The organism is Dyella humi, from assembly GCF_044904605.1.
In the GTDB taxonomy this organism is placed as follows: domain Bacteria; phylum Pseudomonadota; class Gammaproteobacteria; order Xanthomonadales; family Rhodanobacteraceae; genus Dyella_B; species Dyella_B humi.
Window position 1 is genome coordinate 1,514,034 of record NZ_JADIKI010000023.1, and the last position, 26,663, is coordinate 1,540,696.

A 26,663-nucleotide genomic window follows, 5' to 3' on the forward strand; every position below is an offset into this window, starting at 1 on the left:
CGCGTTGAGCAGCGTGATGTGTGCGATCGATCGCAAAGATCGCGATGCATGCGGAGTTGTCTTGACCGATCCATGACTTTCGGCCTACTTTGCAACCGGCCGCACCGGGGAGGGTGCGGCCGACGTGTCGGGGAGACACGTTAGTCATCTCATGTCTTTTCATTTCAGCTCGCCGTCATTGGTGGGGAGGGATCACTCATGCCTAATAAATTGCATACGTCGTCGTTTCGACGACATGCGCTGTGGCTGTCGATGGTGTCCGCATTAGTTTCCGGTTCCTTGGTGCATGCTCAGGACACGGCCACGCAAGACAACACGACCACACAAGACAACAAGAACGTCAAACAACTGCAGCAGGTCGTCGTAACAGGTACGCGCGCCACCAGCCGCACGGTGGACGAATCGCTCGCACCGATCGACGTGTTAACGCCTAAGGATCTGTCTTCAACCGGCGCCGGCGATTTAGCCACTGCGCTCAACCGGCTCCTGCCGTCACTGGATTTTCCTCGACCGGCAATCAACGACGGCAACGATGCATTGCGCCCCGCCTCCCTGCGCGGCCTTTCGCCCGATGACGTGCTGGTACTGGTCAACGGCAAGCGTTATCACACCTCCGCGCTGGTCAACTACAACGAAAGCGTAGGCCGCGGTTCGGCACCCGTGGATCTCAACTCCATTCCGATCGCCGCTATCGACCATATCGAAGTGCTGCGTGACGGTGCTTCGGCGCAGTACGGTTCCGACGCCATCGCCGGAGTGATCAACATCATCCTCAAAGGCGCTCCTGGCCCAGGCAAGAACGACATCGACGTCTACGGCGGCGTGATGGATGTCGGCGACGGCGCCAACAATGGCGTGGAAGGATCCGTAGCGATTCCGCTGGGCGGTGTGGAGGACAAGGCGCCAGGCTGGATGCGGTTTTCCTGGAATTATCAAAGCGTGATGAATACCAATCGCGCCGAGAACACCGATCCGACCTTCAACTATCCGCCACGCGACTTCGTCAACAATCCTTACCCGCCACCGACGCCATACCAGCGCTATGGCGAACCTGCAGAGAAAGTCATGCAGGCCGTCATCAACATGGATTACCGCCTTGGCGATAGTCTCGAGCTTTACGGCAATCTGATCCTGGGCAAGCGCGACGTCACGTCTAACGGTTACTGGCGCATGTGGAACAATCCCGATCGCAATGTGATCGCGGTGTATCCCGATGGTTTCCTGCCGCACATCGTCAACCCAACGCGGGATTACCAGGGTACCTTGGGCATCAAGGGCCAGGCCCTCGGTTGGAACTGGGATTTGTCAGGTACCCACGGCGAAAACGACCTGGTATTCGACATCACCAACTCCATCAATACCAACCTCTACCACTCCACCGGTTCCTCGCCAACCTCCTTCTTTTCGGGCAGATATGCCACCAAGCTGGACGTATTGGATTTCGACGCGGCACGCGAATTCAGCTTGGGCTTTCTCAAGAATCCGCTGACGGTGGCGTGGGGCGTGGAATACAAGAAAGACGAATATGACGTAGGTGCGGGCGAACCAGCGTCCTGGTACTTCAATCCCAATGCGCTCGACCCCAGCGGCAATGTATATCCGGGTGGCTCACAAGTGTGGCCGGGCATCACGCCCAATCTCGCCGGCAACTTCAGCCGTCACAATTACGCCGCGTACTTCGATCTCGAAAATGACGTGACCGACAAGTTCTCTGCAGGTGTGGCCGGACGCTACGAGAACTACTCCGGCGGTGTCGGTTCGGTGGTCTCGGGCAAGCTTTCCGGGCGCTATCAATTCACCGATACCTTTGCTTTGCGCGCCACCGCTTCCAACGGTTTTCGCGCACCGTCGATGGCGCAGGTCAACTACAGCTCCACTGTCACCCTCGTGTCGAACGGACAGCTCGTGCAAGTGGGCACGTTGCGACCGAACGATCCGTTGGCCATCGCGTATGGCGCCAAACCATTGTCGCCGGAGAAATCCTCGAATTACTCGATCGGCGCCGTCTTCACGCCGTTCGACCGGCTCAACGCCACGCTGGATGTGTATCAGATCCGCATCTGGCACCAGATTCTCTACAGTGATCCGCTCACCAACACCAATCCCAACTTTCCGCAGATCGCGCAGCTTCAGTTCTTCGTCAATGGTGGCAATACCCGCACGCGAGGAGCTGATTTGGTAGTGAACTACAACCAGGAGCTGGGCGACTGGGGACGACTCAACAATGGCGTTAGTGCCAACTACAACCAGGTGCACATCGAGGAGATCAGCAATCCCGCTTTGCTAGGTCCTTACAACCAGGGTCTGCTGACGAAGGGCACGCCGCGTACCAAGTATGTGCTGTACAGCGATTGGCTGCGTGGCGGGTGGAACGTGCACGCAGACTTTACGCGCTACGGCTCGGTAACCGATGTCTCCGATCCCGCCATCGGATTGGTCGGCCAGACGTTCGCGCCGCGTTGGTTGTTGAATCTTTCCGCCAATTACAGCCTGCAAAACTGGATCTTCGCGGCCGGCATCGACAATGTAACGAACCAGTACCCCACCAAGGTGGCCTTGTCGAACAATGGCGGCTACGAAGACCGCACGAACGGCTTGCAGTATTCGGCGCTTTCGCCGTTCGGCTTCGATGGCCGTTACTGGTACGGCAAGGTGACTTACCGCTGGTAAGTGGCTTAAAAAATCCCGCTTCTCCTAGGCCGCTGCACAAAGACAAGAAGTGGCTCCCTCCCCTGCTTGCAGGGGAGGGTTGGGCAGCACCAAAGCGCTTACAATGGAGGGCCACGCAGGAGCACCCGCATGTCCCAGCCGTTGCAGTTCGCCGTGTTCGGCCATCCGATCGCGCACAGCCTTTCGCCGCAGATTCACCAGGCTTTTGCGCGACAGTTCGGCATTGCGCTCGAATATCGCGCGATCGACGCGACACCGGAAGCCTTTGCCGAGACCGTGCAGCGTTTCTTCCAGGAAGAAGGCGGGCGTGGGGCGAACGTCACCTTGCCGCACAAGTCCGCGGCCTTCGCACAGGCCGACGAACGCACGCAGGCTGCCACGCGCGCAGGCACGGCCAATGTGCTGACGAGTCTGGCGAATGGACGTCTATCCGCCCATAACACCGACGGCGCCGCGTTGGTGCGCGACCTCACCGAGCGGCATGATCTGGATCTACGTGGTCACGATGCGTTACTGCTCGGCGCGGGCGGCGCGGCGCGGGCGGTGGCCTGGTCGCTGTTCGAAGCGGGCGTGCAGAACCTCACCATCGTCAACCGTTCACCGGCAGCGGCCGATGCCTTGGCCGACGCGATCGGGGAACCGGCGCGTGTGCATACACGCTATTGGGAAGACCTCGCCAACATCGGCAGCTTCGACCTGATCGTCAACGCTACCTCCGCCGGCACGCTGGGTAAGTCGCTTACGCTGCCGTTCTCGCTGGCGGGATCGCGTGCCGCCTGCTACGACCTCGGCTACGGCAAATCCGCCTTTGGCTTTCTTGCCTGGGCACACGCCGCCGGTGCGCGCTATGCCTATGACGGCCTCGGCATGTTGGTGGAGCAGGCGGCCGATGCGTTCGAGCTGTGGCATGGCCAACGTCCGGCCACCGGGCCGGTATATCAGTCGCTGCACGTGCAAGGTACGTGAAGTGATGAGCATGCAGTGCCGAGCCGGCTGCGGCGCATGTTGCATCGCGCCGTCGATGACCTCGCCCATTCCAGGCATGCCAAACGGCAAGTTGTCCGGAGAGCGCTGCATCCAGCTCACCGATGACAACCGTTGCGCGATCTTCGGCGATCCGCGCCGTCCGGCGGTATGCGCGCGTCTTCAACCGGAGCCGGCAATGTGCGGTGCAGACAGGCAACATGCATTGCGTTGGCTGACCAAACTGGAAGCCGCAACCCATACGGCGTGATGCGTGTTGCAACGCAGCTCATCCACACCGAATTTGGCCTTTTTAAACATCTACTCATGCTAGTTTTGGCGGACGGGGGGCATCACTTGTGGGGAGAGTTGCACCATGTTGCCGAAGGGGTGTTTCAGTCGCTGCCTGGCAGTAGCCGGGCTTTCGTTGGTGTTGGGTGGTGTCGCGCAGGCGGCGCCGGATAGCAGTCCAATCGGCTCGGCCAACGTCACCGTGGCCGATCCCACCGTTCCGCGGCCGCCAGGTCAGCCATGTGTGGTGCAGCTTTTTAGCGATGACACGTTCAACGATTTCGGCACGCGCCCTTACAGCTATGCGCCACCCACTGGATGCGGCACGCGCTGGTCGAAGGTGGTGTTGGAAGCGGATTTCTCGGTCACGGCCGGTGTGCAGTTCGATCGCACGGCATCGATATGGCTGAGCGGCGTCAACATCTATTTCGGCACCACTCAGGAGCCCAGCTCCACCCTTGCGCCGAGCTGGCACGTGGAGCGCGACCTCACCGATTACAGCGCGTTGTTGCGTAATGCGGGCCAAGGCCAGGCGGTTCTCTATAACATTGTCGACAGCACCTACACAGGCGTGATCCATGGCAGCGCGCGGCTGCTGTTCTATCCCGCTTCGGCCGCGGCGCCTGCGCCGCAGGTGGCGGATGCGGTCTATCCGCTGGGCAGCGATCCGGTGGGCAACACCGTCACCTTGAATACGTCCAGCGACCAGGTGGCCGCTACGCTCACCTTGCCGAGCAATGTCGAACGCGCCTACCTGGATGTGTTCACGCAAAGCCAGCACAACGACGAGTTCTGGTACACCTGTGTGCCGGACCAGTACGCCAGCGAGGCGCAGGAATGCGGCGGCGGTAACTTCCGCGAGGCCGAAGTCAGCATCGACGGCCAGGCAGCTGGCGTGGCGCCGGTGTATCCGTGGATTTATACCGGCGGCATCGACCTGTTTATCTGGAAGCCGACACCCGGTGTGCAGACGTTGAACTTCATGCCCTATCGCGTGGACCTGACGCCGTTCGCCGGCATTCTCAGCAACGGTTCGCCGCATACGGTGGCAGTGAGCGTGCAGGGCGCAAACAACTACTTCTCGGCTACGGCTGCGTTGCTGGTCTACCAGGATCATGGCGCCAAGCAGGTGAGCGGCGCACTAGTGCGCAATACGCTGGTGAATCAGCTGCCCACGCCGACCATCGGCAGCACATTGACGCAGGATTCGTCCGGCAATGTCACCGGTGACATCACCACCAACCTGAGCCGCCATTTCGTCATCGAAGGGTACGTGAACACCTCGCATGGACGCGTCACCACTACGGTGGATCAGACGGTGGGTTTTGCCGATACGCAGACCTTCAATATCACCGCCACTGACTACCATCAGATCAGTGACCAGCTCACCACGGTCCAAGGCGAGAGCCGCAGCAAGATCGGCGCGTTCCTGAGTGGTGAATTCAAGGCCAGCTTCCGCTATCCCCTGCATGTGGATTACAACCAGACCAGCGAAACGAATGGGGATTACTCCATCCTCACCTCGATCAAGCAGGGCTACGACCAGCACACGGGCCTGAGCCTCGGCGGCTTCCCGCTGTACGCGGCCGACGTGCACAACAAGGTGGCGGGCTCCGACACGCTGGTGCTGAACAGCAGTTTCCAGATCGTGAGCCACAGCGGTCAACAAGCCACGCAAGACTTTGCGTTCCACGATTCGCTGGGCAGCTGCTATCGCGGCAGTGTGAGTTCGGCGGACAACGTGGTGACTGCCTACAGCAGCGGCCAGGGTTGTCCCGGTGGACAGAACCACGTGTTCTGGTTCACGCATCCGGATGGTTCGCCCTATCAGGGCAGCACGTTGCTGCCTTGGTAAGAGGAACGGGTGAACGCGGTGCCCTAGGAGCCTGCCTAGGGTCTCGGCGTAGCCCGCGTTGTCACGGTGCGTTCGCCAGGTGGTAGTGCGTGGCGCAGCGCTTGCCTGGCTGGCAAGCCAAGCCGCGCGCTGCCGCATGGTGGACGCACCGTGACAACCCTTCGGGCCGGGTCTGTTTGCCCGCCGGGCTGCGTCCTCACTCAGTTGTGTATCGACATACACGTCTTCGTTCCTCCTTGCCCGACAGGCAAACAGATCAGGCGCGGGCCACGCCGAGACCCTAGGCAGGCTCCACGATGGTCTGAAGGGGTACCGGCATGCTAATTTTGCCGGCATATAAATGAGCACCGCGCTCACTGGAGCCTTTACCGATGCGTACCCGTCTGCTTGCCCTTTCCGTTCTTGGCGTGGCCGTTGCCCTGGCCGGTTGCCATCACGGTACACGTCCGGATGGCTCGCGTGTGGACAAGCAAGGCGTCACTGATATGGCGACGTTCGAGAGCTTCGTCGCCACGCATCCGACGTCTGACGAATTCAAGAAGATGTACCCAGGCGTGCAACTGATGTTGCCGGGCATGATCAGCACGATGGAAATGCGCTACGACAACACGCGTTTCTTCCCCCAGATGGACAACAGCGGCCGCATCATCGGCGGTGATTTCCACTAGTGCTTGATGTATTCAAGCTGTCATATTCGACAGCCTGAGTCATTTTGCTGACATGTTGCGGCGCTAGCCTGATCCCCAACAGGGCGCCGTTCGCTTGGCGGACGGCTGTTTTTCCAGGATCGGTAAGCGAACCAGCATGTCTTCATCCACTTCATTCGCTGCGAACCGGCGCGGTTTGCTTTTTGTCGTGCTCGCCGCGGTGTTGATACTCGCCGGTGGCGGGCTTTGGTATGCGCATGCATCCAGGAGCGCGTCAGGTGGAGGACATGTCGCCAACGACGGTAGCGAGGTCGGCGTCATGATGGATCTGGCCGACAAGGCCTATCAGAACAAGCAACTGGTGGCGCCGGTCGGTAGCAACGCCTACGAATTTTATTTCAGCGTGCTGCAGCTCGATCCGAACAATGCCACGGCCCAGCGACGTATGCGCGATGCCTTCAAGCCTGCCTGCGACGTGGTGGAAAACACCATCAACGGGGGCGACCTCGATGAGGCGCAGCGAGAACTTTCACTGCTGCGCCAGTACGATCCGCACAACTACAAGCTGGCTCTGCTCGGCAGCGTGCTCGATGCGCAGCGCGTGATCGAGCGGCGCCGGCATGAGGCGGAGGCGGCGCGGATTCAGGCGCAACAGGGCGGTCAGAATTCCCACTGAGCGCGTTATTCCGGCCCGCGCCGGAATGACGCCCATGTAGTTTCAAAGTATCGCTTAACCAGCGAGATACGTGTCCTTCAGCCGCACGTAATGATCCGCCGAGTAATGCAGCTGCTCGATCTGCTTGTCCGTCAGTAGCCGTACGCGCTGCGCCGGATTACCCAACCATAGCTCGCGCTCGCCGACCACCTTGCCCGGCGGCACCACGCTGCCGGCGCCGACGAAGCCGTATTTCTTCACTACTGCGCCATCGAGCACGGTGGCATGCATGCCGATCAGGCAGTAATCCTCGATGGTGCAGGCGTGAATCACCGCAGCATGGCCGATGGTGACGCCCTCGCCGATCAGCGTGGGAAAACCACCTGGCGAATACGGCCCGTCGTGCGTTACGTGCACGATGGTGCCGTCCTGGATATTGCTGCGAGCACCGACGCGGATGTAATTCACATCGCCGCGCAGCACGGCGCCGGGCCAGATGGAAACGTCATCGCCCAGCACCACGTCGCCAATAACGGTGGCCGCTGGATCGACATAGGCGCGGGCGCCGAGGGTGGGCAGGATGCCCTTGAAGGAACGCAAAGAAGTCATCCCGATATTTTAGCCTTCCAGCGGAAGCTGTGCCGCGCCGCCCGAAGGACGCGGGGCGCGTTCCCGCTCCTCCAGCACGCGCATCGTTTCCTGGTAACCGGAATCCACGGCGAGTTGCCAGTCGCGCCAGTCAAGCATGCCCACGTGTTCCAGCGGCGGCGTGATCAGCAGGTCCGCACGCGCGCGGCAGTGTTCGCTGGTCTCCTCGCTGTTCACCATCGCCGCGCGGGTCAGCGTGGAAACCAGGCCGGGCCAGCCGGTACCGCTGCGTTGGCGGATCCATAACCGCCACCATGGAGGCGTGGCGAATTCCTCGGTCTGTGCGCGAAGTTCGATATCCGCGCGAATGCTCACTGCCGTGATGTGCGCAATGCCGTCTTCCGCCATCACGTCGGTCGGTAGGTTGTCCACCAGCGCGCCGTCCACGTACACCTGTCCGTGATGTAGCACCGGCGGAAGAATGCCGGGAATCGAGCTGCTCGCGCGCAACCACAACCACAACGGACCGTGGCGGTGCACGACCTTGCCCTGCCCCGAAAGATTGGTCGAAACGCAGAAGAACGGCCGCTCCAGATCTTCGATATCGATCGCCCCGAAGGCGCGCCGCAGCATGATCGCCGCGCGGCGCCCACGCGTGAGCGCCACCAGCGGCAGGGTCCAATCTGACAGCGGTTTGCCGCGCACGAAGGCTTCGTAATACACGCGCATCATGTCCTCGATGCTCCACATGTTGGCGACACCCGCGCCGATGATGGCGCCGATGCTGGTGCCGCCGATCGCATCAAAATCATGGCCGGCCTCGCGCAATGCACGTAGCGCGCCCAGATGCGCGAGACCGCGCGCGCCGCCGCCCGCCATCACCAGCCCGCGCGCATGGCCGCTGATCAGGCGTGCGATGCGCGGAATATCGCCTTCACCGCAGATGTGGTGGTGCTCCAACTCGCCGCTGAATTGCCCGCGCCAGCGTCGTGCAGCGCCAGGCAGTACGCGATGCGCAGGGTGAATCAACAGCAGGTGGCGCGGGCGATGTCGCACGCGCGCCGGATGTCCCGGCGCGGCCTCAGGCCATGGCCGCGCCGGCTGTGCCGCCAGCGCGGGTAGCAGCAGCACATCCGCCTGGCGCAGGCAGCGCAAACGCCAGGAGGCATCGCCGGTGCTGTCCAGGTAGATCACGAAGCGCGCTTGCGCCTCGCGCTCGGCAAACCAGTCGCTGCCCCGGTTGGCGCCGTGCTCCGCATCGATCACCACACAGCTGCCGTAGGCTTCCAGCGCCTGCGCGAGCTGCATCGCCAAGCCGCGCACCGGCACGCTCGTGTCCACCGGCAGAATGGCGAAGGTGCGCGGCTTGTCCGGCGGTTCCACATGGCGTTCGCGCTGGAGCAACCGGTCCACCGACTGCCGCGCCATGCCCAACATGGCGCGGGGATGATGCTCGATCAGCAGTTCGAAATGATGGCGATCCAGCCGCAGCAATTCGCAATCGCGCAGGGCGCGCACGTTATAGCGCAGCGACTCGCCGCTCAGCAGGCTGATTTCACCCACGCAATCGTCCGCTGAAACCTGCCGTATCAGCTCGGTGGAGCCATTGAACACGCCCAGGCTGCCGCCGCGCAGCAGATACAACGCCTCGGCCACTTCGCCGGCCCGGAACAGGTATTGGCCGCCGGGCAGGCAGATCCAGCGCAGATAGCCGGCCAGCGTCGCCCGCTGCGCATCGGTCAGATGCGCAAACAGCGGAATGCGACGGATCAGGGCGGGGACGTCGGCAGGTAGCATGCGCGCGATGGTACGACGAGCACGATGACGTGGTCGCCTTTGTCATTAGGAGCCCGGCCGACTCAAGTCCGACAGACTCCTCGGTTCCGCTTGATTTCGGTGCATGCTGCAAGCACGCTTCAAGGTCTGAAGGAGCGAACCATGAGTCAAGACAACCCCCTGCTGGCCGACACCGCGCTGCCCGCGTTTTCCCAAATCAAACCCGAGCACGTGCTGCCCGCCGTAGACGCCCTGCTGGCCGAAAGCCGCACCGGCATCGACGCGCTGACCGCACCCGGCGCGCCGCACGATTTCAATGCGGTGATGCTGCCGCAGGAGCGGTTCGAGCAACGCATTTCGCAAGCCTGGGCACCCGTCTCGCATCTGCATTCGGTGGCCGATGGCGAAGCCTTGCGCAAGGTCTATGGGCCGGCTGAGGAAAAACTCACCGACTATTCGATCGAAGTCGGGCAGAACCGCGATCTCTATGCCGCTGTGCAGGCCGTGGCCGATGCGCCGGAGTTCGCCACGCTGTCACGTGCGCAGCGCGCGCTGGTCGAACACGCGCTGCGCGATTTCAAGCTCTCCGGCGTCGCGTTGGAAGAACCCGCGCGTTCGCGCTTCCGCGACATCGGTGTGGAACTGAGCAAGCTCTCCACCGAATTTTCCAACGCGGTGTTGGATGCCACGGATGCCTGGCAGGAGCACATCACCGACGAGCGCGATCTGGCCGGCATTCCCGAATCCGGTCGCGCAGTACTGCGCCAATATGCGAAGGACAAAGGTTTGGACGGCTATCTGGTCACGCTCAAGCAGCCCAGCGTGCAGGCGGTGATGACCTATGCCGATAACCGTGGCTTGCGCGAGCGTGTGTACTGGGCCTACCAAACACGCGCGTCCGACCAGGGGCCGCACGCTGGCCAGTACGACAACACGGCGCGCATCGAGAAGATCGTGGCCTTGCGCCATGAGGCGGCCCAACTGCTCAGCTTCGCCAATGCGGCGGAAGAATCGCTCGCCACCAAGATGGCCGGCACGCCGGCGGAGGTGCTGGGCTTCTTGCGCGATCTCGCTGCGCGCGCCAAACCGATGGCGCAGAAGGAATTGACTACGCTGCGCGATTTCGCTGCCACCGAGCTGAAGCTCGACAACCTCGAAGCCTGGGACGTTACCTACGCTGCGGAAAAACTGCGCCAAAACCAGTACGCGCTGGATGAAGAACAGCTCAAACCCTACTTCCCGCTACCCGCCGTGATCGACGGTTTGTTCGGACTGGTGCAGCGCTTGTACGGCATTACGTTGAAACTGCGTGATGGCGTGGACGTGTGGCACCCTGACGTGAGCTACTACGACGTGGTCGATGCCGCCGGACATGTCTTCGCCGGCGCATACATCGATCTGTACGCACGCAGCGGCAAGCGCGGCGGCGCATGGATGGATGTGTGCAGGGCGCGCTTCGATGACGGCGCGCACATGCAGTTGCCAGTCACATTCCTTACCTGCAATTTCGCGCCGCCGACCGAAGGCCGTCCGGCCCTGCTCACGCATGATGACGTACTTACCCTGTTCCATGAATTCGGCCATGGTTTTCACCACCTGCTGACCGAAGTACCGCTGCCTTCGGTGAGCGGCATCGAAGGCGTGGAATGGGACGCGGTGGAGCTGCCTAGTCAGTTCATGGAGAACTTCGGCTGGAACCGCGAAGCGCTTGACCTGTTCGCCCGGCACTGGGAAACAGGCGAGCGCCTGCCGGATGAACTATTCCAGCGCATGCTGGCGGCCCGGCATTTCCACGCGGGCATGTTCCTGGTGCGCCAGCTCGAATTCGCCCTGTTCGACTTCCTGCTGCACCTGCAATACGACCCGGCCAAAGGCGCGCGCGCGCTCGAAGTGCTGGAACAGACGCGGCAGGAAGTGGCTGTGTTGCATCCGCCGGCATGGCAACGTTTCCCCAACGCTTTCACGCATATTTTTGCGGGCGGCTACGCGGCCGGCTACTACAGCTACCTGTGGGCAGAGCTGCTGAGCGCCGATGCGTTCGGCGCCTTCGAGGAAGGCGCACACACCGGTCACAGCGTGATCGACCCGGCCACCGGCGACCGTTTCCGCCGCGAAATCCTGGCCGTGGGAGCCAGCCGCCCGGCGCTGGAAAGCTTCATCGCCTTCCGCGGCCGCAAACCGGAGCCGGAGGCGTTGCTGCGCAGTTACGGGCTGGCCTGAGGCTACTCATCTTCTTGCCTTGTATTGATCCAAGTGCACGGAACTACCCCCTCCCCTGCATGCAGGGGAGGGTTGGGGTGAGTACTCGCCTCAGACCTTCCCGCAAGTGTTCACCCCCTCCGGACCTCCCCCTGCAAGCAGGGGGAGGAGTTCGTTCGATGCAAGGGCCTGCGCTTACGTAAAGGGTAGGCTCGCGCTTTCCTCGCAAACAGGTTCACAATCGCCTCCGCACCGCCCTGCCAGCATCGGCGGTGCACCCGGCTATCGAACCGTTAGCGCTGTGTAGACCTGAGGAGTCTGCGATGAACGCGATCACGCAACTGGCACCCGAATGGCACCATTGGATCCAGGAAAACCTTGCGCGCGGCTGCGCCCCGCAATCGCTGATCGATGACATGGTGCGCAACCACTTCGATCCCGTTTTTGCGCAAGCCGCCGTCAATGGCGTGATGAGCGGTCCTTTCATTGCCCCCGTCCAGCCGCAAGCGCAGCCCATGACTCCTCAGGGCTACGCGTATGAAAAGCCGCGTCTGCATGCCGGCAACCTGATCCACACCTTCGATCGCGACGTGCGCGTAGTCACACGCGTCAACCGTCCCATGATCGCCGTGCTTGACGGCGTGCTGAGCGTAGAGGAGTGCGACGAGATGATCCGCCGCTCCGCCGACAAGATGCACCGCTCCACCACGGTCGATCCACTCACCGGCAAACACGAAGTGATCGCCGACCGCAGTAGCGAAGGCACCTTCTTCGCGCTCAACGCCGACCCCTTCATCGCCCGTCTCGATCGCCGCATCTCTGAAGTGATGAATTGGCCTGTAGACCATGGCGAAGGCCTGCAGATCCTGCATTACGGCACCGGTGGCGAATACAAGCCGCACTTCGACTACTTCCCACCGGAAGACCCCGGCAGCCAGGTGCAGATGACCATCGGCGGCCAGCGCGTCTCCACCATGGTGATGTACTTGAACGAAGTGGAAGAGGGCGGCACCACCATCTTTCCCGAGATCGGCCTGGAAGTCGTGCCGAAAAAAGGTTCAGCCGTCTATTTCGAATACACCAACAGCCACAACCAGCTCGACAAGCTCACGCTGCATGGTGGTTCGCCAGTGACGCGTGGTGAAAAATGGATCGTGACGAAGTGGATGCGGCAGCGGCGCTATGGGGAAGGCCCTGCATCAACATAAAAAAATCGGATAACTCACAGGAAGCTACTTCACCATGCAGGACAATCCGTATTCACCTCCCAACGCCGAACTGGTTCTATCGGCAGACAACAAATCCAATTCAGAGGCACCATTCTTCGCCGTTTCACCATTGAAGTTGGCGGTGATGTCGATTTTCACGCTCGGGCTGTACGAACTTTATTGGTTCTACAAGAACTGGCAATGCATCAAAGTCCGCGAAAAGGAGAACATCTCCCCCTTCTGGCGCGCCGTTTTTGCCTACTTCTTCTGTTACTCCCTTTTTAGTGAGATGAGGGAATGGCAGAAAGAGAATGGAAAGGGAGAAATGCCCGCCGGCTTGTTGGCCTTCGGATGGATCATCGTAACCTTCATGTATAGGCTGCCGGCCCCTTTTTGGCTGACCAGCATGGGGTCGGTCGCTTTCCTGCTTCCGGTGCAAAAGGTCATCAACGACATCAACCTGATCGAAGCGCCCGATCACGACCCTAACGCGAAAATCCGGGGCGCCAACTGGATCGCCATCGTGGTCGGTGGTCTGATCCTCGCGCTAGCTTTCATAGGTTTGTTCATGCCTGACAATCCCGCCGCTTAGCTACAAGCGAGTGGCGTCTCCGCGAGAGGCGCCTATCTTCTGCCTTCGCTTTTTTGCCGTCATCCGGATGGAAGGCGACCCCCATCACGTTCTGATGCAAGCGTTGCCGTGAGCACGCTGTCCCATATAGACAACGTTGTCATTCCGCGCAGATACTCCCGCCGCACTCTGTCGAGCGTCCACAGAAGACGCGCAATAAGGGCAAGGATGCGTTATGGCGACTATCCCCTGCATGACTGCCTGGAACGCGGTTGTGATATCGCCAATGCGATTCACTGGTTGCATTTCCATTCCATTCTGGAGACGGCTCATGCATATGACGAAGTCAGCGACGCGAACCAATTTGACGTTGAGTACACTGAGCACTGCGCTGGGTGCCGTGCTATCGACAAGCTTGCTTACAGCGATGCCTGTGCAGGCGGTGCACGCGCAAACGACTTGCGCACCGACCTGGAGTTCGACGGCCATTTACACCGCCGGCAACGTCGCCAGCGAAAACGGCCTCAACTACAAGGCCAACTGGTGGACACAGGGGAACGATCCGGCGACGAATAATGGCGGTTCGGGCAGTGGCCAGCCCTGGACTTCGCAAGGCGCGTGCAGCAGTTCACCCACGCCAACCCCAACGCCTACTCCCACACCAACACCAACACCAACACCAACACCAACACCAACACCAACACCAACACCAACACCAACACCAACACCGTCTCCTTCGTCGGTGACCACATCAGGCGACGTGAATTTCCATTTGCTGCTCGGCATAGGCAGCGCCCAGGACCAGATCGCCCTGGCAGGAGACAACTACACCGATCTGATCATGTCCAACATCATTGCCGGCGTGATGTATGGCCACCTGGTGCAGGAGTATTACCCGGGCATTCAGTTCGACAAGGACTATTTGTACGGCTCGGTCCTGGGCCAATTGCTGCAGGAAAACATTGCCACCGAGTATTACGTCGGTACGAGCAGCCTGATCGATCCATCACCCGACCAGGCGGCCGTCATGGGTGTTGGCCAAGGCGGTCCTTATCAGATCAACAATTACGCTGCCGACATGGTGTCCGGGTCGTACACCCCGGCAGGTCATTCGTTGATCAATTACGCCACGATCCAGAAGAATATCGGCTACACCATGGCGACGGCGCCTACGCAATACAGCAAGCCGACGCCAGCGTCGTTCAACAACAAATATTACGGCCCGATGCTGACGGCGTATTTCCACTACAACGATTTCGTTGCCTTGAACGTCACGGGCAAAGGGGCCAATGGCTGGCAAACGCCGTGGGAGCCGGCGTATGACAACACGCTGGCGAACTTCAAGACCTTGCCGAACAGCTTCCTGGATGTGCTGCTGAACGTGGCTTACAACCAGGGCTACTACGGCGGGCTAGTGCAAAGCTATAGCAGTTTGGGCGCAACGGCGACGTCATCCACTGTGGCGCAGGTGAATAACTATGGATCGGTGTGGGGCGTAAACGACACCTACAAGCAATACCCCTATCAGGTTCGTTACTACCTCGACCAGCTCTACGACAATCCCATTCCGACCACTAGCCTGTCGACGGTCGTTACGTCCGCCAACCACGTGGCATTTAATATTGCAGCACTGGAAAACGTGTTTTCCAACGTGTTCCAGACGATGGACTACGTCAACAGCTCAGGTACCGGGACTTACATCACTGCGGCGCAGGCCACGGCGGCGTTCAATACCGCACTCACTCAAACAGGCATATCCAGCACCGGAACGCTGGACCTGAGCAATGCATCGGATCGCGCGCAAATCTTCAGCTTGCTGGAACATGCGATCGGCAACCTGGAGACCAACCTCGGCACGCAGTTCAACACTACGACTAATTCGCAATTGTAAGCGCGCAGAATGCGAAGCCCTTCGCTCAGGCGAAGGGCTTCGCGCATTTATGCGCATCGAAGGCTTTAGCTGCGCGCGCCGTCTGCTTCGAGATGGTAATGCGTGGCCACTTCCACTTCTTTCTTCGAACCGAGAAACACAGGCACGCGCTGATGCAGGCCGGTGGGCTGCAGATCGAGGATACGCTCACGCCCAGTAGTCGCTGAACCGCCCGCCTGTTCGATGATGAACGCCATCGGATTGGCTTCGTACATCACGCGCAGCTTGCCGCCCTTGCTCTTGATCTTCGCATCCAGCGGATAGAAGAACACGCCGCCGCGGGTGATGATGCGGTGGACGTCAGCAACCATCGAGGCGACCCAGCGCATGTTGAAATCCTTGCCGCGCGGACCATCCTGGCCGGCCAGCAGTTCGCCGATGTAGCGCTGCATCGGTGGCTCCCAGTGGCGCTGATTCGACATGTTGATGGCGAACTCGGCGGTTTCTTCGGGAATGCGGATATCGCGACGGCTCAGGATGAAGCTGCCGACTTCGCGGTCGAGCGTGAACTCGTGCGTGCCATGGCCGAAGGTCAGTACCAGCACCGTGGCTGGGCCGTAAACCACGTAACCGGCGGCGAGCTGAGTGGTACCTGGTTGCAGGAAGTGTTCGGCTTTCGGTTCCGTCACACCGTCCGGGCAACGCAGCACGGAGAAGATGGTGCCGACGGAAATGTTCACGTCGATATTGGAGCTGCCGTCCAGCGGATCGAACAGCAGCAGGTGATGGCCCTTCGGATACATGTCGGGAATCTGCTGCGGATCTTCCATCTCCTCCGACGCGCAGGCGGCGAGCTGGCCGCCCCAGGCGTTGGCCTCGAGCAGGATTTCATTGGAAATCACGTCCAGCTTTTTCTGTGCCTCACCCTGGATGTTGCCGGTACCCGCTTCACCCAGCACACCGCCGATGGCGCCCTTGTTGGTGGCTACGGCGATGCGTTTGCAGGCGCGCGCGACCACTTCGATCAGCAAGGTGAGTTCGGCGTTGATATGACCGGCGCGACGTTCCTCGATCAGAAACTGGATCAACGAAATGGGCTTCATGACGGACCTGTTAGCAAAGAGGCCGCCATTGTCCCGGCTCAGCCTTACGGAAGCCAGTCGAGCGGCTGAACTGCCCCGCACCTTCCTACTGACAACACGCTGGCAGTAGCAGGGGCGCAAGCTCTCACCATCGAAAAGGAGGGACGATCATGCGCGACACAGTTTATGTACTGGTGTACGAGGGGTTCGCGGACTGGCAGGTGGCCTTGGCCCTGGCCGAAATCCGTCGCCCTGGGGAGTGGGAAGTGCGCAGCGTCGGCTTCACGCGTGAGCCGGTCACGTCGATGAGCGGGCTGCAGGTGTTACCGGATGTTCGCGTGGATGAGCTGGACCTGGACGCGATCGCGCTGTTGATCCTGCCGGGTGGCCATCTGTGGCTGACCACGCATATTGAGCAGGCTGCGGCCGTGGCTCGTCGCGTGCACGACGCCGGAGCGCCGGTGGCCGCCATCGATCAAGGTGTACTGCATCTGGCACGTGCCGGCTTGCTCGACCATTGCCGGCACACCGGCAACTGGGCAGGCCAGATCGGTCGCGAAGTACCTGCGTATGCAGGACACGATCAATACGACGCTAACGTGCTCGCGGTGAGCGATGGCGGCGCCATCACGGCGAGCCATCTGGGCAGCATCGAGTTCGCACGCGAAATCATCCACACGCTGGATCTGTACAGCGCCAGCGATCGCGAACACTGGTACCGATTGTTCAAGCATGCCGTGCCGCCGCCGTGGCTTGCCGGCGAAACCGTCGAAGTGATTCGCGCTGCATGAGGTGTTTACGTCATGAGTAATTTCATCGATCGCGTTTTGGCCGCATACCGGCCGTTGTATCTGCGGGGTTTGTTGATGGACGGACAATATCGCTTGCCCGCAACACAAGAAGAGAAACCGAAAAAGGGGAACAGGGTGGTTCACCTTACGCCAGCGTTCGAACCGGGCCGCAAGCGGGTGTTGATAGCGCCTGTCCCCGCTTCCGCAAGCCTGCGTGTTCCACCCACCGATGAGCCATCGGGTGGCTGGAGCGGTGCATAAATCCAACTACAACTAAAGGAAATGATCATGGGAAAGACCTACCACGGCAGTTGCCATTGCGGTGCAGTGACGTTCGAAGCAGATGTCGATCTCACGCAAGGTACTGGGCGCTGCAATTGTTCGATCTGTACCAAGGCGCGGCAATGGGGTGTGGTTGTGAAGCCGGATGCGTTTCGGCTGACGAGTGGCGAAGGCGAGCTTTCCGACTACCAGTTCGGCAGCCACAGCATGCATCACCTGTTTTGCCGGCATTGCGGTGTGAGGCCGTTCGGTAAAGGCCATCTGGATGTGTTGGGGGGTGACTTCTACTTCGTCAATGTGTTCTGCCTGGATGATGCTGATCCCAGCGAGCTGATTGAAGCGCCGATGCGTTTCTCGGATGGGCGTAACAACAACTGGCAGAACGTGCCGGCTGAGACGCGGCATCTGTAATTCCTATCGCGAGGTGGCGACATGAACCAGAAGATCGTTTTCTATCACGCACCCAACAGTCGTTCGGGCGGCGCGTTTGCCCTGCTCGAGGAACTGAGTGCGGATTACGAATTGCGACTGATCAACCTCAAAGCAGGCGAGTCGCGCCGTCCCGAATATCGGTCGATCAATCCCATGGGCAAGGTGCCCGCGATACAGCATGGTGATGTGCTGATCACCGAGCAGCCGGCTGTGTTTATGTACCTGGCCGACCTGTATGCGGAAGCGGGACTTGCTCCGGCGGTGGACGATCCGTTGCGCGGTCCTTACCTGCGCTGGCTGGTTTTTTACGGTTCGTGCTTCGAGCCGGCGCTGGTCGACCGCTCGTTGCAACGCGATCCGGCGCCGCCGTCCACCTCGCCCTATGGCACCTGGGATGACGTGTTGGGGGCGCTGCAACTTCAATTGACCAAGGGCCCGTATATGCTCGGCGAGCGCTTCACCGCGGTGGACGTGCTGTGGGGCGGCGCCCTGCATTGGGCGACCCTGTTCAAGCTCGTGCCGGAAACGCCGCAGATACGCGCGTATGTCGACCGCGTGATCACACGCCCTGCCATGCAGCGCGTGGCGGCCATGGATACCGAATTCCTGGCGCAACAGGCGGCGTAGGGCGTATTGCGGCGATGACCACGTTCTCATCCGACTCGCATGCGGCTGTCTCACACGCTGCGATGGCCAAGCATGACTTCGGACGCTGGTTCGTCGCCGCCACCTGGGCGATCATGCACGAATGCGTCGCGCCGATCGCCTGTTTCTCATCATCAACGCCCTGCGTGGTCGACGGACCGCGCTGCAGGCGCGTCAGCTTGCCGAAACACTGGGTGTATCGCTGCGCACGGTCTACCGTGACGTGGCGGACCTGCAGCTCTCAGGCGTACCCATCGAAGGCGAAGCCGGCGTGGGTTACGTGCTACGCAAAGGCTCGGACATTCCACCGCTGATGTTTACCGCCGACGAACTCGAATCGCTGGTGGTCGGCACGCGCTTCGTTCGCGCATTTGCCGGCGAGAAACTGGCAGCCGGCGCGCAGGCCGCGCTGGTGAAAATCGAGGCGGTGCTTCCGCCGGAATTGCGCGAGCGTTCCTCGCGCACGCGCATCTACGCGCCGATCTGGCGCGATGCGGAATCGACCGCATTCGCTGCGCGTATCGACCAGCTGCATGCGGCGATCGAAGCGCAGCAGGTGCTGCGCCTGTTCTATCGCGACGAAGTTGGCCGCGAAAGCGAACGCGAAGTGGAACCGCTGTGCCTGGCGTTCTGGGGCGGCAAATGGACGCTCGGCACCTGGTGCCGGCTGCGCAAGGACTTCCGCAACTTCCGCCCGGATCGCATCGCGCGGATGGAGAACGCGGGTGAGGTGTTTGTGAGTGCGCCGGATCGGGATCTGGGGTCGTACTTGCAGGCAATGCGCGGTTATTACTCAGGCCTCGAATAAGCCTCTGCGGGTGGCGTAGCTTGGGGTGAGCGAAGGCGAACCCCAACGTCGCCATGATGCGGCATTCCATGCTGAGGTTCGCGTGAGCCCACCCCAACCTACCCCCTCGCTCTTGAGCTACCCTGCGCCAACCACCGCTACCGCAGGAGTCATCCCATGTCATCAGGCGTGCGTCATCCTCTGTTGTCGATTGCGCCAGCCAAGCTGCGCCCCACCCAGATGACGGTGGGCAAGGCGGAAGTGGCAGAAAAGCGAGCCCAATGGGAAAAGCTCGGCAAGAAGAAGCGCAAGGAACTGCTCGCTGCGCACTGGTTTCCCGGCGTGCTGGGGCCGAAGCATCAGGTTTATATCGTCGATCACCATCACCTTGGCCTAGCCCTGTGCGAGGAAGGGGTGAAAGAAGTGCCGGTGATGATTCAGCGCGACTTTTCCTGGTTGGACCAGGACGTGTTCTGGCGCACTATGGAGTTCAATCGCTGGGCGCATCCGTACAACGAACACGGCCAGCGGCAGGAATACCAGGCGATTCCACGCACCCTCAATGATTTGACCGACGACCCCTACCGCACCCTTGCCGCGCGCGTGCGCACCGCCGGCGGTTATGCCAAGGACGCCACGCCGTACTCGGAATTCCTGTGGGCGGAGTTCTACCGGCGCAACCTCAAACTCAAGGGCGATCGTGTCGGTCCGAAGCAATTGCAGGATGCTTTGCTGCTCGCCCACTCGCACGAGACGGCCTATCTGCCGGGTTGGAGCGGACAAATTCAATGAGCAGCGAGGCGCCCTCGTCGGTGCGCGTCGCCGATGCGCTGGCGGGCCTGGGCATAGCGGGTTTGCTGTTGCCCGAAGCGGTCGCGTACTCGGGCATTGCCGGCATGCCGCCTCAGGCCGGTGTGGTGGCGCTGTTCATCGGGCTGATCTGCTACGGGCTGCTAGGCACCAGTCGCTTCGCGATCGTGTCGTCCACATCGTCATCAGCTGCGGTGCTGGCGGCGGGAACGTTGCTGTTGGCAGGCGGCGGGGTCAATCGCATCGCTGTCGCGGCGATGCTCGTGTTGCTGGGCGGCATCTGTTTTTTGCTGGCCGGCGTCGCGCGACTGGGCGGGCTGTCGCATCTGATCGCGCGTCCTGTGCTGCGGGGTTACACCTTCGGACTTGCGATCGTGATCGCGCTCAAGCAGCTGCCGCATCTGGGTGGTTGGCCGGACTTGCACGGTGATTTCGTGCCGCTGCTGGTGACGGACCTGGTGCGGACATCCGGGCAAATCCATGGTGTCACGCTGGCCACGGGCGTGGTGGCTTTGCTGTTGTTGTATGCATGCGAGCGCGTGCGTAGGTTGCCCGGCAGCTTGTTGGTGATTGCGCTGGGTGTGGCCGCTTCCGCGTGGCTGGCGACGCATGGTGTGCCGCTGACGGGTACGATCAGTCTGCAGATGAATATCGGCATGCCCGCCTGGCCGGCCAGCGGCCAATGGCTGCCGAGCGTGGAACTGGCGGGGGCGTTGCTGCTGATTCTGTATGCCGAGTCGTACAGCTCCATCCGCGGCTTTGCACTGAAACACAACGATGCGGTGCAGCCGAACCGCGATTTGCTGGTGCTTGGCGTCGCCAATGTTCTGAGCGGCCTGTGCCAGGGCATGCCGGTAGGCGCTGGATATTCCGCTACATCCGCAAATGAAGCGGCGGGTGCGCGATCGCGTCTGGCGGGCCTGGTGGCTGCCATCACGGTGCTGCTGATGGTGTGGTTGCTGCTGCGCTGGATCGAACGCATTCCGTTGCCGGTGTTGGCGGCCATCGTGATTCATGCGGTGAGCAAGTCGTGGCGCCTGTCGGTTTTCCGGCCGTATCTGCAATGGAAACGCGATCGCTTGCTGGCGCTCGCCGCCGTGGTGGCGGTGCTCTCGCTGGGTATTCTCAACGGCTTGCTGCTTGCGATCGGCTTCAGTTTGATCCTGTTGCTGCGTCAACTCGCGTCGGCGCGGGTAAGCGTGCTCGGGCGTCTGGCCAACAGCCACGATTTCGTCGATATCGCGCAGCATCCCAACGCGACGCCGCCACCGGGCATGCTGATTCTGCGCCCAGAAGAACCACTGTTCTTTGCCAACGCAGAATCGGTGATGGCGCTGGCACGCACGCAGGTGCAACAACGCAGCGACGTCAAACAGGTGATCCTGAGCCTCGAAGCTTCGCCGGATCTGGACAGCACCGCGCTCGAATCGCTGGGCGATTTTTCCGGCTGGCTACAGGCGTGCGGTGTGGGCTTGCGCGTGGCGCGCCTGAAGGATGAAACGCGCGCTCTGCTGCAACGCGCCGCCCTACCCCAGCTTTCGTCACAGGCGCTCGATAGCTGGAGCGTGGAAGATGCCGTGTCGGCGTCCATGGCCGCATCACCTGTCACGGGGAATCAGTGAAAAACACGATACGCATCGGATGCATGGCAGCGGGCTTGCTGCTGACCATGCCGGTTTTCGCGCAACAGAGTGCCGACGCGCATTTCAAGCAGATCTACGAGCAGGAATGGGCCTGGCGCACGGGACAGGCCGGGATCAGCGCATCGGGCGAATCGCAGCCGAACAATGGGCGTCTCGATCAGGTCGATGCCAAGCGCCAGCAGGAGCGTCTCGCCCACTGGCAGAAAGTGATGAGCCAGCTCGATGCGATCGATCCGAAGCAGCTCTCGGCGGCCGAGCAGGTGAACTACGCGATCTACCGCGAGCAGATTCACGATTTCATCGCCGACCAGCAATTCAAGCAATGGCAGATGCCGTTCAACAGCGACTCGGCGTTCTGGAGCGAACTCTACGACGACCTCGGCGCCGACTCCCTACGCAATGAAACCGACTATCGCCGTTATGTCGATCGCCTGGGGCAGGTGTCTGCTTATTTCGACCAGGAGATCGCCAACATGCGCGACGGCCTGAAGCGCGGTTTCAGCGTGCCGCGCGCGGTGTTGGCCGGACGCGACGTTTCCATCGCTGCCACCGCCGCAGCGAAGGATCCAACGCAAACATCGTTCTATGAACCCCTGCAGCACATGCCGTCGAGCATTCCGGCTGTCACCGCCGCAGCCATTCAGGCCGATGCGCGCGCCAAGATCAGCCGCGACGTGATTCCCGCCTACGTAAAACTGCTCGCGTTCTTCCGCAACGATTACGTACCGCAGGCGCGCAACACGCTGGCCGCGGAAGCCCTGCCTGACGGCAAGGAGTACTACCGTCAGCAGATTCGCGAATACACCACGCTCGATCTCGATCCTGACGCGATTCACCAGATCGGCCTGGAGCAAGTGGAAAAAATCCACGCCGAAATGCTGCAAACCATGCAGGAAACCGGCTTCAAAGGCAGCTTTGCCGAGTTCCTGCATTTTCTGCGCACGGACCCGCAGTTCTACGCCAAGACGCCGCAGGAACTGCTCGACAAAACGGCCTGGGTGGCCAAGGAAGTGGATGGCCAACTGGCCAAATTCTTCGGCCACCTGCCACGCAAGCGCTTCACCATCGAGCCGGTGCCGGATGATATTGCGCCGTACTACACCTCCGGCCGCGGCGGTCCGGACGTCTATCTGGTCAACACCTACGACCTGCCCTCGCGCCCGCTCTACAACATGCCGGCGCTGACCTTGCACGAGTCGTATCCCGGCCACGCCCTGCAGCTGGAACTGGCCGAAGAACAGCACGACCAGCCCGCCTTTCGCCGCAACAGCTATATCTCCGCCTATGGCGAAGGCTGGGCGTTGTATTCGGAATACCTCGGAACCGAAATGGGCATCTACAAGACGCCCTACCAACGCTTCGGCTTCCTCACCTACCAGATGTGGCGCGCCTGCCGCCTGGTGGTCGACACCGGCATCCATCATCTCGGCTGGACGCGCCAGCAGGCGATCGACTACATGACCGAAAACACCGCCCTGTCCGAGCGCGAGATCGCCAACGAGGTGGACCGCTACATCAGCTGGCCGGGGCAGGCGCTCTCGTACGAGCTGGGGTATCTCAAGATGATGGAACTGCGCGGCAAGGCAGAAAAAGCGCTGGGACCGAAGTTCGACCTGCGCGCCTTCCATGACACGGTGCTATCCGTTGGCTCGGTACCGCTGCCGCTACTGGAGCAGCGAATCGACCGGTTTATTGCCGAGGGCGGGGTGGAGCCGGATTACGGCTGTCATTGCGCCGCGCACTGATTCTCTCCTCGGGAAAAGGGGCGGTTCCGGTCAATTGGCAAAAACTTCACCAATAAAGTAGTATGTGTCTAAACTTCATTGGGAGAGTTCGCCGTGACAGCCCATGCCTTACACCGGCCAGCCCCCGCCGAGGAATTGAGCGGCCCCGCCCTGCGCGCCTTCTTCAACATGGCCGAGCGCTGGAACCTGCGCATTGCCGAGCAACGGAAGCTGCTGGGCGATCCGCCCGAATCGACTTTCTACAAATGGAAGCGCCACCAGGATGGCGCGCTGGGGCGCGACACGCTGGAGCGCATCAGTTATCTGCTCGGCATCTACAAGGCGCTGCAGATTCTATTTCCCGATGCCGAACAGGCCGACGCCTGGTTGCACAGGCCCAACCGCTCGTCACTGTTCGGTGGACAGTCGGCGCTGGATCGCATGCTGTCGGGCAACGTGAGCGATTTGTATGTAGTGCGGCAGTATCTGGACGCGCAGCGCGGCTGGTAGAGCCGCCGCCAAAGCTACTGCGCGGCCGCGAGGCGGGCGCAGCCGGTGCTCGGAATCCTCATGTACGCGCAAGTACACTCCGGTTCCTGCGCGCCGTCCGCACCCGCCTCGCGACCGCTCGCTACGCTTTGTCGACGACTCTACGACCTTCGTCGCAGTCGGCGAGAACCCGCTTCGGCACTATTCAACGTCGAACAGGGACGAATGAAACGTTGCAATGATGTGCTGCGGATTACGCCATGCCTATCGACACGCCTCCCCTTCGACGCATCCGCTGGACCCATGCCTACCGCATCGTACCCAGCCGTTTTCCGCCAGCCGGCTTGTTCGATCGCATTGCCGATCCGGCCGATCTCGATGCAATCTTCGCCATCGAAGCGCTGACCAATCCGCGCCTGCGCGAAGAGGCCGATACCCTGCGCCTAGTGCCGAAGGATCGCCGCATCAGCGGCCCGGGTTCGACACCGGTGATGGCCGCGTTCACGCATCTCAATCCCGAAGGCAGCCGCTTTTCCGATGGCACGTGGGGCGTGTTCTACGCGGCGCGCAACGTGATCACGGCAGTGGAAGAAACGGTGTACCACCGCGAGCGATTTCTTGCGGCGACATCCGAACCTGCTTGCGATATCGAGATGCGCTGCTATCGCACCAGCGTCGATTGCAAATTGCACGACATCCGCGGTGGTTGGACGGAAGCGCATGATCCGGACAGCTACGCCGATAGCGTCAAGCTTGCGCGCAGACTGCGCGGAGAAGATTCCAACGGCATCGTCTACGACAGCGCGCGTCATCGCGGCGGCGAATGTCTGGCGGCGTTCTATCCCGACGTGGTGGCGCCCTGCGTGCAGGCGCAGCACCTGATCTATCGCTGGGACGGCCAGCATATTGCGCAAGTTCTTGAAGTCAGCGAGTTGAAGCGGCACTGATGCGCTTATGACTTACGTATCGGGATTATGATCGCCGTTCGTCGTAACGATCGAACCGGGAGCGTCATGAAGATCCTGCTATCGCTGTTGCTTGCCCTGGTGCCGTGCTTTGCTTGCGTAGCCCAGACCAATCACGCGCAATGGAATGCGGCGATCGAAGCTTTCGAGGCCTCCGATCGCGCTAATCCGCCGCCGCAAGGTGCGGTGCTGTTTATCGGCAGTTCGTCGATCGAACACTGGAAATCCGTCGCGGCGGATTTTCCGGAAGTGAAGGTGATCAATCGCGGTTTCGGTGGTTCAGAGTTGGGCGATTCCACTTATTTCGCCGACCGTATCATCAAGCCTTACCATCCGCGCGCCATCGTCCTGTATGCCGGCGACAACGATTTGTATGACGGTCACTTGCCGAAGCAGGTGCGTGATGATTTCGAGGCGTTCGTGCGCAAGGCGCGATCGGTCGATCCCGGGGTGCCGATCGCCTTCATCGCGATCAAGCCCAGCATGGCACGCAAGGCATTGTTGCCGAAGATCAAGCAGACCAACGAGCTGGTGCGGGAATACGCGGCGACACAGAAGAACGTCACGTATATCGATGTCTTCACGCCAATGTTGGGGGCGGATGGTCAGCCGCAACTCAAGTGGTTTATTGACGATGGTCTGCACATGAACCGCACGGGTTATGCGTTGTGGATCAGCATCATCAAGCCCTGGGTCGACGCGCACGCCTTGCATCCGACGTGATCTGAGCGTTGGTGAAAAGCCGCGGGGACCAGAAATACCGGTCGAAACACGTTCACACGGAGTCATGACCTCCGGGCCATTTCGCGACCTGCCGAGTATGCAAGCATCGATGCAGGCCAGGGATGCGTGGCGACAGGTTTCCAGTCAGGGGGCGCCGTTGTGAACGCAAACGATCCGCGCACGTATCGAACCACGCCGCTATCTTTTTTTGTGCTGGCGTTTGCCATCACGTGGCTTGCATGGATGGTCCCCGTGCTCGCAGGCCGGGGCATGTTCACGCTGTCGTCGACCATGCAGATTGTCTGGCTGGTGATCGGTTCGTTCGGCCCGTTCATGGCGGCCTTCGTATCCACATATCGCGACGGCGGCTGGCCGCACGTGCGCGAATTCTTCGGACGCTGCCTGCGCTACCGCATCGGCCCGCTCTATCTCATTGCAGCGCTGCTACTTGAGCCTGCACTAGGCTGGATAACGGCGTGGTGGCTGGCTCGCCATGGTGGTCCGCCTTTGGGTATCAATGTGTCGCTGGCGCACTTGCCGCTGCTGTACGCGATCCTGTTTTTTGGTGGCGGTTCGTGTAACGAGGAGTTTGGCTGGGCCTATGCCATCGATCGTCTGCAACTAGCGCGCCCGCTGGCGCTAGCAGCGCCCGTGTTTGGCGTGATCTGGGGTGTCTGGCATCTGCCGCTGTTCTACATTCCAGGCACGTCGCAGTCGGTCATGCCGTTTTGGGCCTTCGCGATACTCACGACGGCCCTGCGCGTCATCTACGTCTGGGCATACGAGGGGGCCGGCAAGAGCATCCTTGCGTCTCTGCTGTTTCACACCGCGGCCAATCTCTGCTTCAACTTCTATATGTTGGTCGATACATCGCCACGGCACGATGAGCGCGGGCTTATCGTGTTTGCCGTGCTCAATGTCGCGGTGGCGGTAATCGTGTTGCTCACGTCGCGGGTCTATCGCCGTCGCACGCTGGCATAGCCGCGGCGCGGATGTC

The 26,663-nt window shown here is 61.1% G+C and carries 25 protein-coding genes and 1 other RNA gene; 23 read left to right on the plus strand and 3 right to left on the minus strand.

Annotation, left to right across the window (positions count from 1 at the left end; all coding sequences use genetic code 11):
- The first annotated feature begins 198 nt into the window (after window positions 1–198).
- The 6 genes from ISP18_RS18060 (at window position 199) to ISP18_RS18085 (ending at window position 7,102) form a co-directional block, all read left to right on the plus strand.
- On the plus strand, window positions 199–2,670 hold the full coding sequence (locus ISP18_RS18060) for a TonB-dependent receptor plug domain-containing protein (protein ID WP_380015332.1): 2,472 nt from the start codon (window positions 199–201) through the stop codon (window positions 2,668–2,670).
- 129 nt (window positions 2,671–2,799) lie between these two features.
- The gene (gene aroE / locus ISP18_RS18065; RefSeq protein ID WP_380015335.1) at window positions 2,800–3,636 is read left to right on the plus strand and encodes a shikimate dehydrogenase; all 837 of its coding nucleotides are present in this window, start codon (window positions 2,800–2,802) and stop codon (window positions 3,634–3,636) included.
- Between the two features lie 10 nt (window positions 3,637–3,646).
- The gene (locus tag ISP18_RS18070) at window positions 3,647–3,904 is read left to right on the plus strand and encodes a YkgJ family cysteine cluster protein (RefSeq protein ID WP_380015895.1); all 258 of its coding nucleotides are present in this window, start codon (window positions 3,647–3,649) and stop codon (window positions 3,902–3,904) included.
- A 105-nt stretch (window positions 3,905–4,009) separates the two neighbouring features.
- Entirely contained in the window at window positions 4,010–5,779 is a 1,770-nt protein-coding gene (locus tag ISP18_RS18075) for a peptide-N4-asparagine amidase (protein ID WP_380015338.1), read from the plus strand.
- Between the two features lie 371 nt (window positions 5,780–6,150).
- Window positions 6,151–6,447 (plus strand): hypothetical protein, encoded by a 297-nt coding sequence (locus ISP18_RS18080; RefSeq protein ID WP_380015341.1) that lies wholly within the window; start codon window positions 6,151–6,153, stop codon window positions 6,445–6,447.
- A gap of 136 nt (window positions 6,448–6,583) precedes the next feature.
- A complete protein-coding gene (locus ISP18_RS18085) occupies window positions 6,584–7,102 on the plus strand; it encodes a hypothetical protein (protein ID WP_380015344.1) in 519 nt (172 codons plus the stop codon).
- Window positions 7,103–7,156: 54 nt separating this feature from the next.
- Here the strand turns inward: ISP18_RS18085 and ISP18_RS18090 are convergent, their stop codons facing one another.
- Both ISP18_RS18090 and ISP18_RS18095 read right to left on the minus strand, forming a co-directional pair.
- Complete coding sequence (locus tag ISP18_RS18090; RefSeq protein WP_380015347.1) at window positions 7,157–7,690, minus strand: gamma carbonic anhydrase family protein; 534 nt, start codon at window positions 7,688–7,690, stop codon at window positions 7,157–7,159.
- A gap of 9 nt (window positions 7,691–7,699) precedes the next feature.
- Entirely contained in the window at window positions 7,700–9,466 is a 1,767-nt protein-coding gene (locus tag ISP18_RS18095; protein ID WP_380015350.1) for a patatin-like phospholipase family protein, read from the minus strand.
- 141 nt (window positions 9,467–9,607) lie between these two features.
- Here ISP18_RS18095 and ISP18_RS18100 point away from each other — a divergent pair, with 141 nt between their 5' ends.
- The 4 genes from ISP18_RS18100 (at window position 9,608) to ISP18_RS18115 (ending at window position 15,314) form a co-directional block, all read left to right on the plus strand.
- Entirely contained in the window at window positions 9,608–11,665 is a 2,058-nt protein-coding gene (locus ISP18_RS18100; RefSeq protein WP_380015353.1) for a M3 family metallopeptidase, read from the plus strand.
- 302 nt (window positions 11,666–11,967) lie between these two features.
- Window positions 11,968–12,852, plus strand: coding sequence for a 2OG-Fe(II) oxygenase (locus ISP18_RS18105; protein WP_380015356.1), 885 nt, complete (start codon window positions 11,968–11,970; stop codon window positions 12,850–12,852).
- 34 nt (window positions 12,853–12,886) lie between these two features.
- Complete coding sequence (locus ISP18_RS18110; RefSeq protein ID WP_380015359.1) at window positions 12,887–13,444, plus strand: hypothetical protein; 558 nt, start codon at window positions 12,887–12,889, stop codon at window positions 13,442–13,444.
- A 310-nt stretch (window positions 13,445–13,754) separates the two neighbouring features.
- Window positions 13,755–15,314 (plus strand): carbohydrate-binding protein, encoded by a 1,560-nt coding sequence (locus tag ISP18_RS18115; protein WP_380015362.1) that lies wholly within the window; start codon window positions 13,755–13,757, stop codon window positions 15,312–15,314.
- A 65-nt stretch (window positions 15,315–15,379) separates the two neighbouring features.
- Here the strand turns inward: ISP18_RS18115 and ISP18_RS18120 are convergent, their stop codons facing one another.
- Window positions 15,380–16,396, minus strand: coding sequence for a class 1 fructose-bisphosphatase (locus ISP18_RS18120; RefSeq protein WP_380015365.1), 1,017 nt, complete (start codon window positions 16,394–16,396; stop codon window positions 15,380–15,382).
- A gap of 149 nt (window positions 16,397–16,545) precedes the next feature.
- Here ISP18_RS18120 and ISP18_RS18125 point away from each other — a divergent pair, with 149 nt between their 5' ends.
- The 13 genes from ISP18_RS18125 (at window position 16,546) to ISP18_RS18185 (ending at window position 26,647) form a co-directional block, all read left to right on the plus strand.
- Complete coding sequence (locus ISP18_RS18125; RefSeq protein ID WP_380015368.1) at window positions 16,546–17,166, plus strand: DJ-1/PfpI family protein; 621 nt, start codon at window positions 16,546–16,548, stop codon at window positions 17,164–17,166.
- A 12-nt stretch (window positions 17,167–17,178) separates the two neighbouring features.
- Window positions 17,179–17,427, plus strand: coding sequence for a hypothetical protein (locus ISP18_RS18130; protein ID WP_380015371.1), 249 nt, complete (start codon window positions 17,179–17,181; stop codon window positions 17,425–17,427).
- 27 nt (window positions 17,428–17,454) lie between these two features.
- On the plus strand, window positions 17,455–17,859 hold the full coding sequence (locus ISP18_RS18135) for a GFA family protein (RefSeq protein ID WP_380015374.1): 405 nt from the start codon (window positions 17,455–17,457) through the stop codon (window positions 17,857–17,859).
- 21 nt (window positions 17,860–17,880) lie between these two features.
- The gene (locus tag ISP18_RS18140; protein WP_380015377.1) at window positions 17,881–18,507 is read left to right on the plus strand and encodes a glutathione S-transferase family protein; all 627 of its coding nucleotides are present in this window, start codon (window positions 17,881–17,883) and stop codon (window positions 18,505–18,507) included.
- A 121-nt stretch (window positions 18,508–18,628) separates the two neighbouring features.
- Complete coding sequence (locus ISP18_RS18145; RefSeq protein WP_380015380.1) at window positions 18,629–19,333, plus strand: helix-turn-helix transcriptional regulator; 705 nt, start codon at window positions 18,629–18,631, stop codon at window positions 19,331–19,333.
- 156 nt (window positions 19,334–19,489) lie between these two features.
- Window positions 19,490–20,104, plus strand: a complete 615-nt coding sequence (locus ISP18_RS18150; protein WP_380015383.1) for a ParB-like protein — start codon at window positions 19,490–19,492, stop codon at window positions 20,102–20,104.
- On the plus strand, window positions 20,101–21,744 hold the full coding sequence (locus ISP18_RS18155; RefSeq protein WP_380015386.1) for a SulP family inorganic anion transporter: 1,644 nt from the start codon (window positions 20,101–20,103) through the stop codon (window positions 21,742–21,744). Before ISP18_RS18150 ends, ISP18_RS18155 begins: the two co-directional genes overlap by 4 nt.
- A gap of 23 nt (window positions 21,745–21,767) precedes the next feature.
- Window positions 21,768–23,510, plus strand: coding sequence for a DUF885 domain-containing protein (locus ISP18_RS18160; RefSeq protein ID WP_380015389.1), 1,743 nt, complete (start codon window positions 21,768–21,770; stop codon window positions 23,508–23,510).
- A gap of 93 nt (window positions 23,511–23,603) precedes the next feature.
- A complete protein-coding gene (locus tag ISP18_RS18165) occupies window positions 23,604–23,999 on the plus strand; it encodes an MbcA/ParS/Xre antitoxin family protein (RefSeq protein ID WP_380015392.1) in 396 nt (131 codons plus the stop codon).
- A gap of 60 nt (window positions 24,000–24,059) precedes the next feature.
- A non-coding RNA gene (locus tag ISP18_RS18170) (sX9 sRNA) lies at window positions 24,060–24,136 on the plus strand.
- A 102-nt stretch (window positions 24,137–24,238) separates the two neighbouring features.
- The gene (locus ISP18_RS18175) at window positions 24,239–24,925 is read left to right on the plus strand and encodes an RES family NAD+ phosphorylase (RefSeq protein ID WP_380015395.1); all 687 of its coding nucleotides are present in this window, start codon (window positions 24,239–24,241) and stop codon (window positions 24,923–24,925) included.
- Between the two features lie 66 nt (window positions 24,926–24,991).
- Window positions 24,992–25,666 carry an SGNH/GDSL hydrolase family protein gene (locus ISP18_RS18180; protein WP_380015398.1) on the plus strand — a complete coding sequence of 225 codons (675 nt, stop codon included), beginning with the start codon at window positions 24,992–24,994 and terminating at the stop codon, window positions 25,664–25,666.
- A 159-nt stretch (window positions 25,667–25,825) separates the two neighbouring features.
- On the plus strand, window positions 25,826–26,647 hold the full coding sequence (locus tag ISP18_RS18185; protein WP_380015401.1) for a CPBP family glutamic-type intramembrane protease: 822 nt from the start codon (window positions 25,826–25,828) through the stop codon (window positions 26,645–26,647).
- Window positions 26,648–26,663 lie beyond the last annotated feature (16 nt).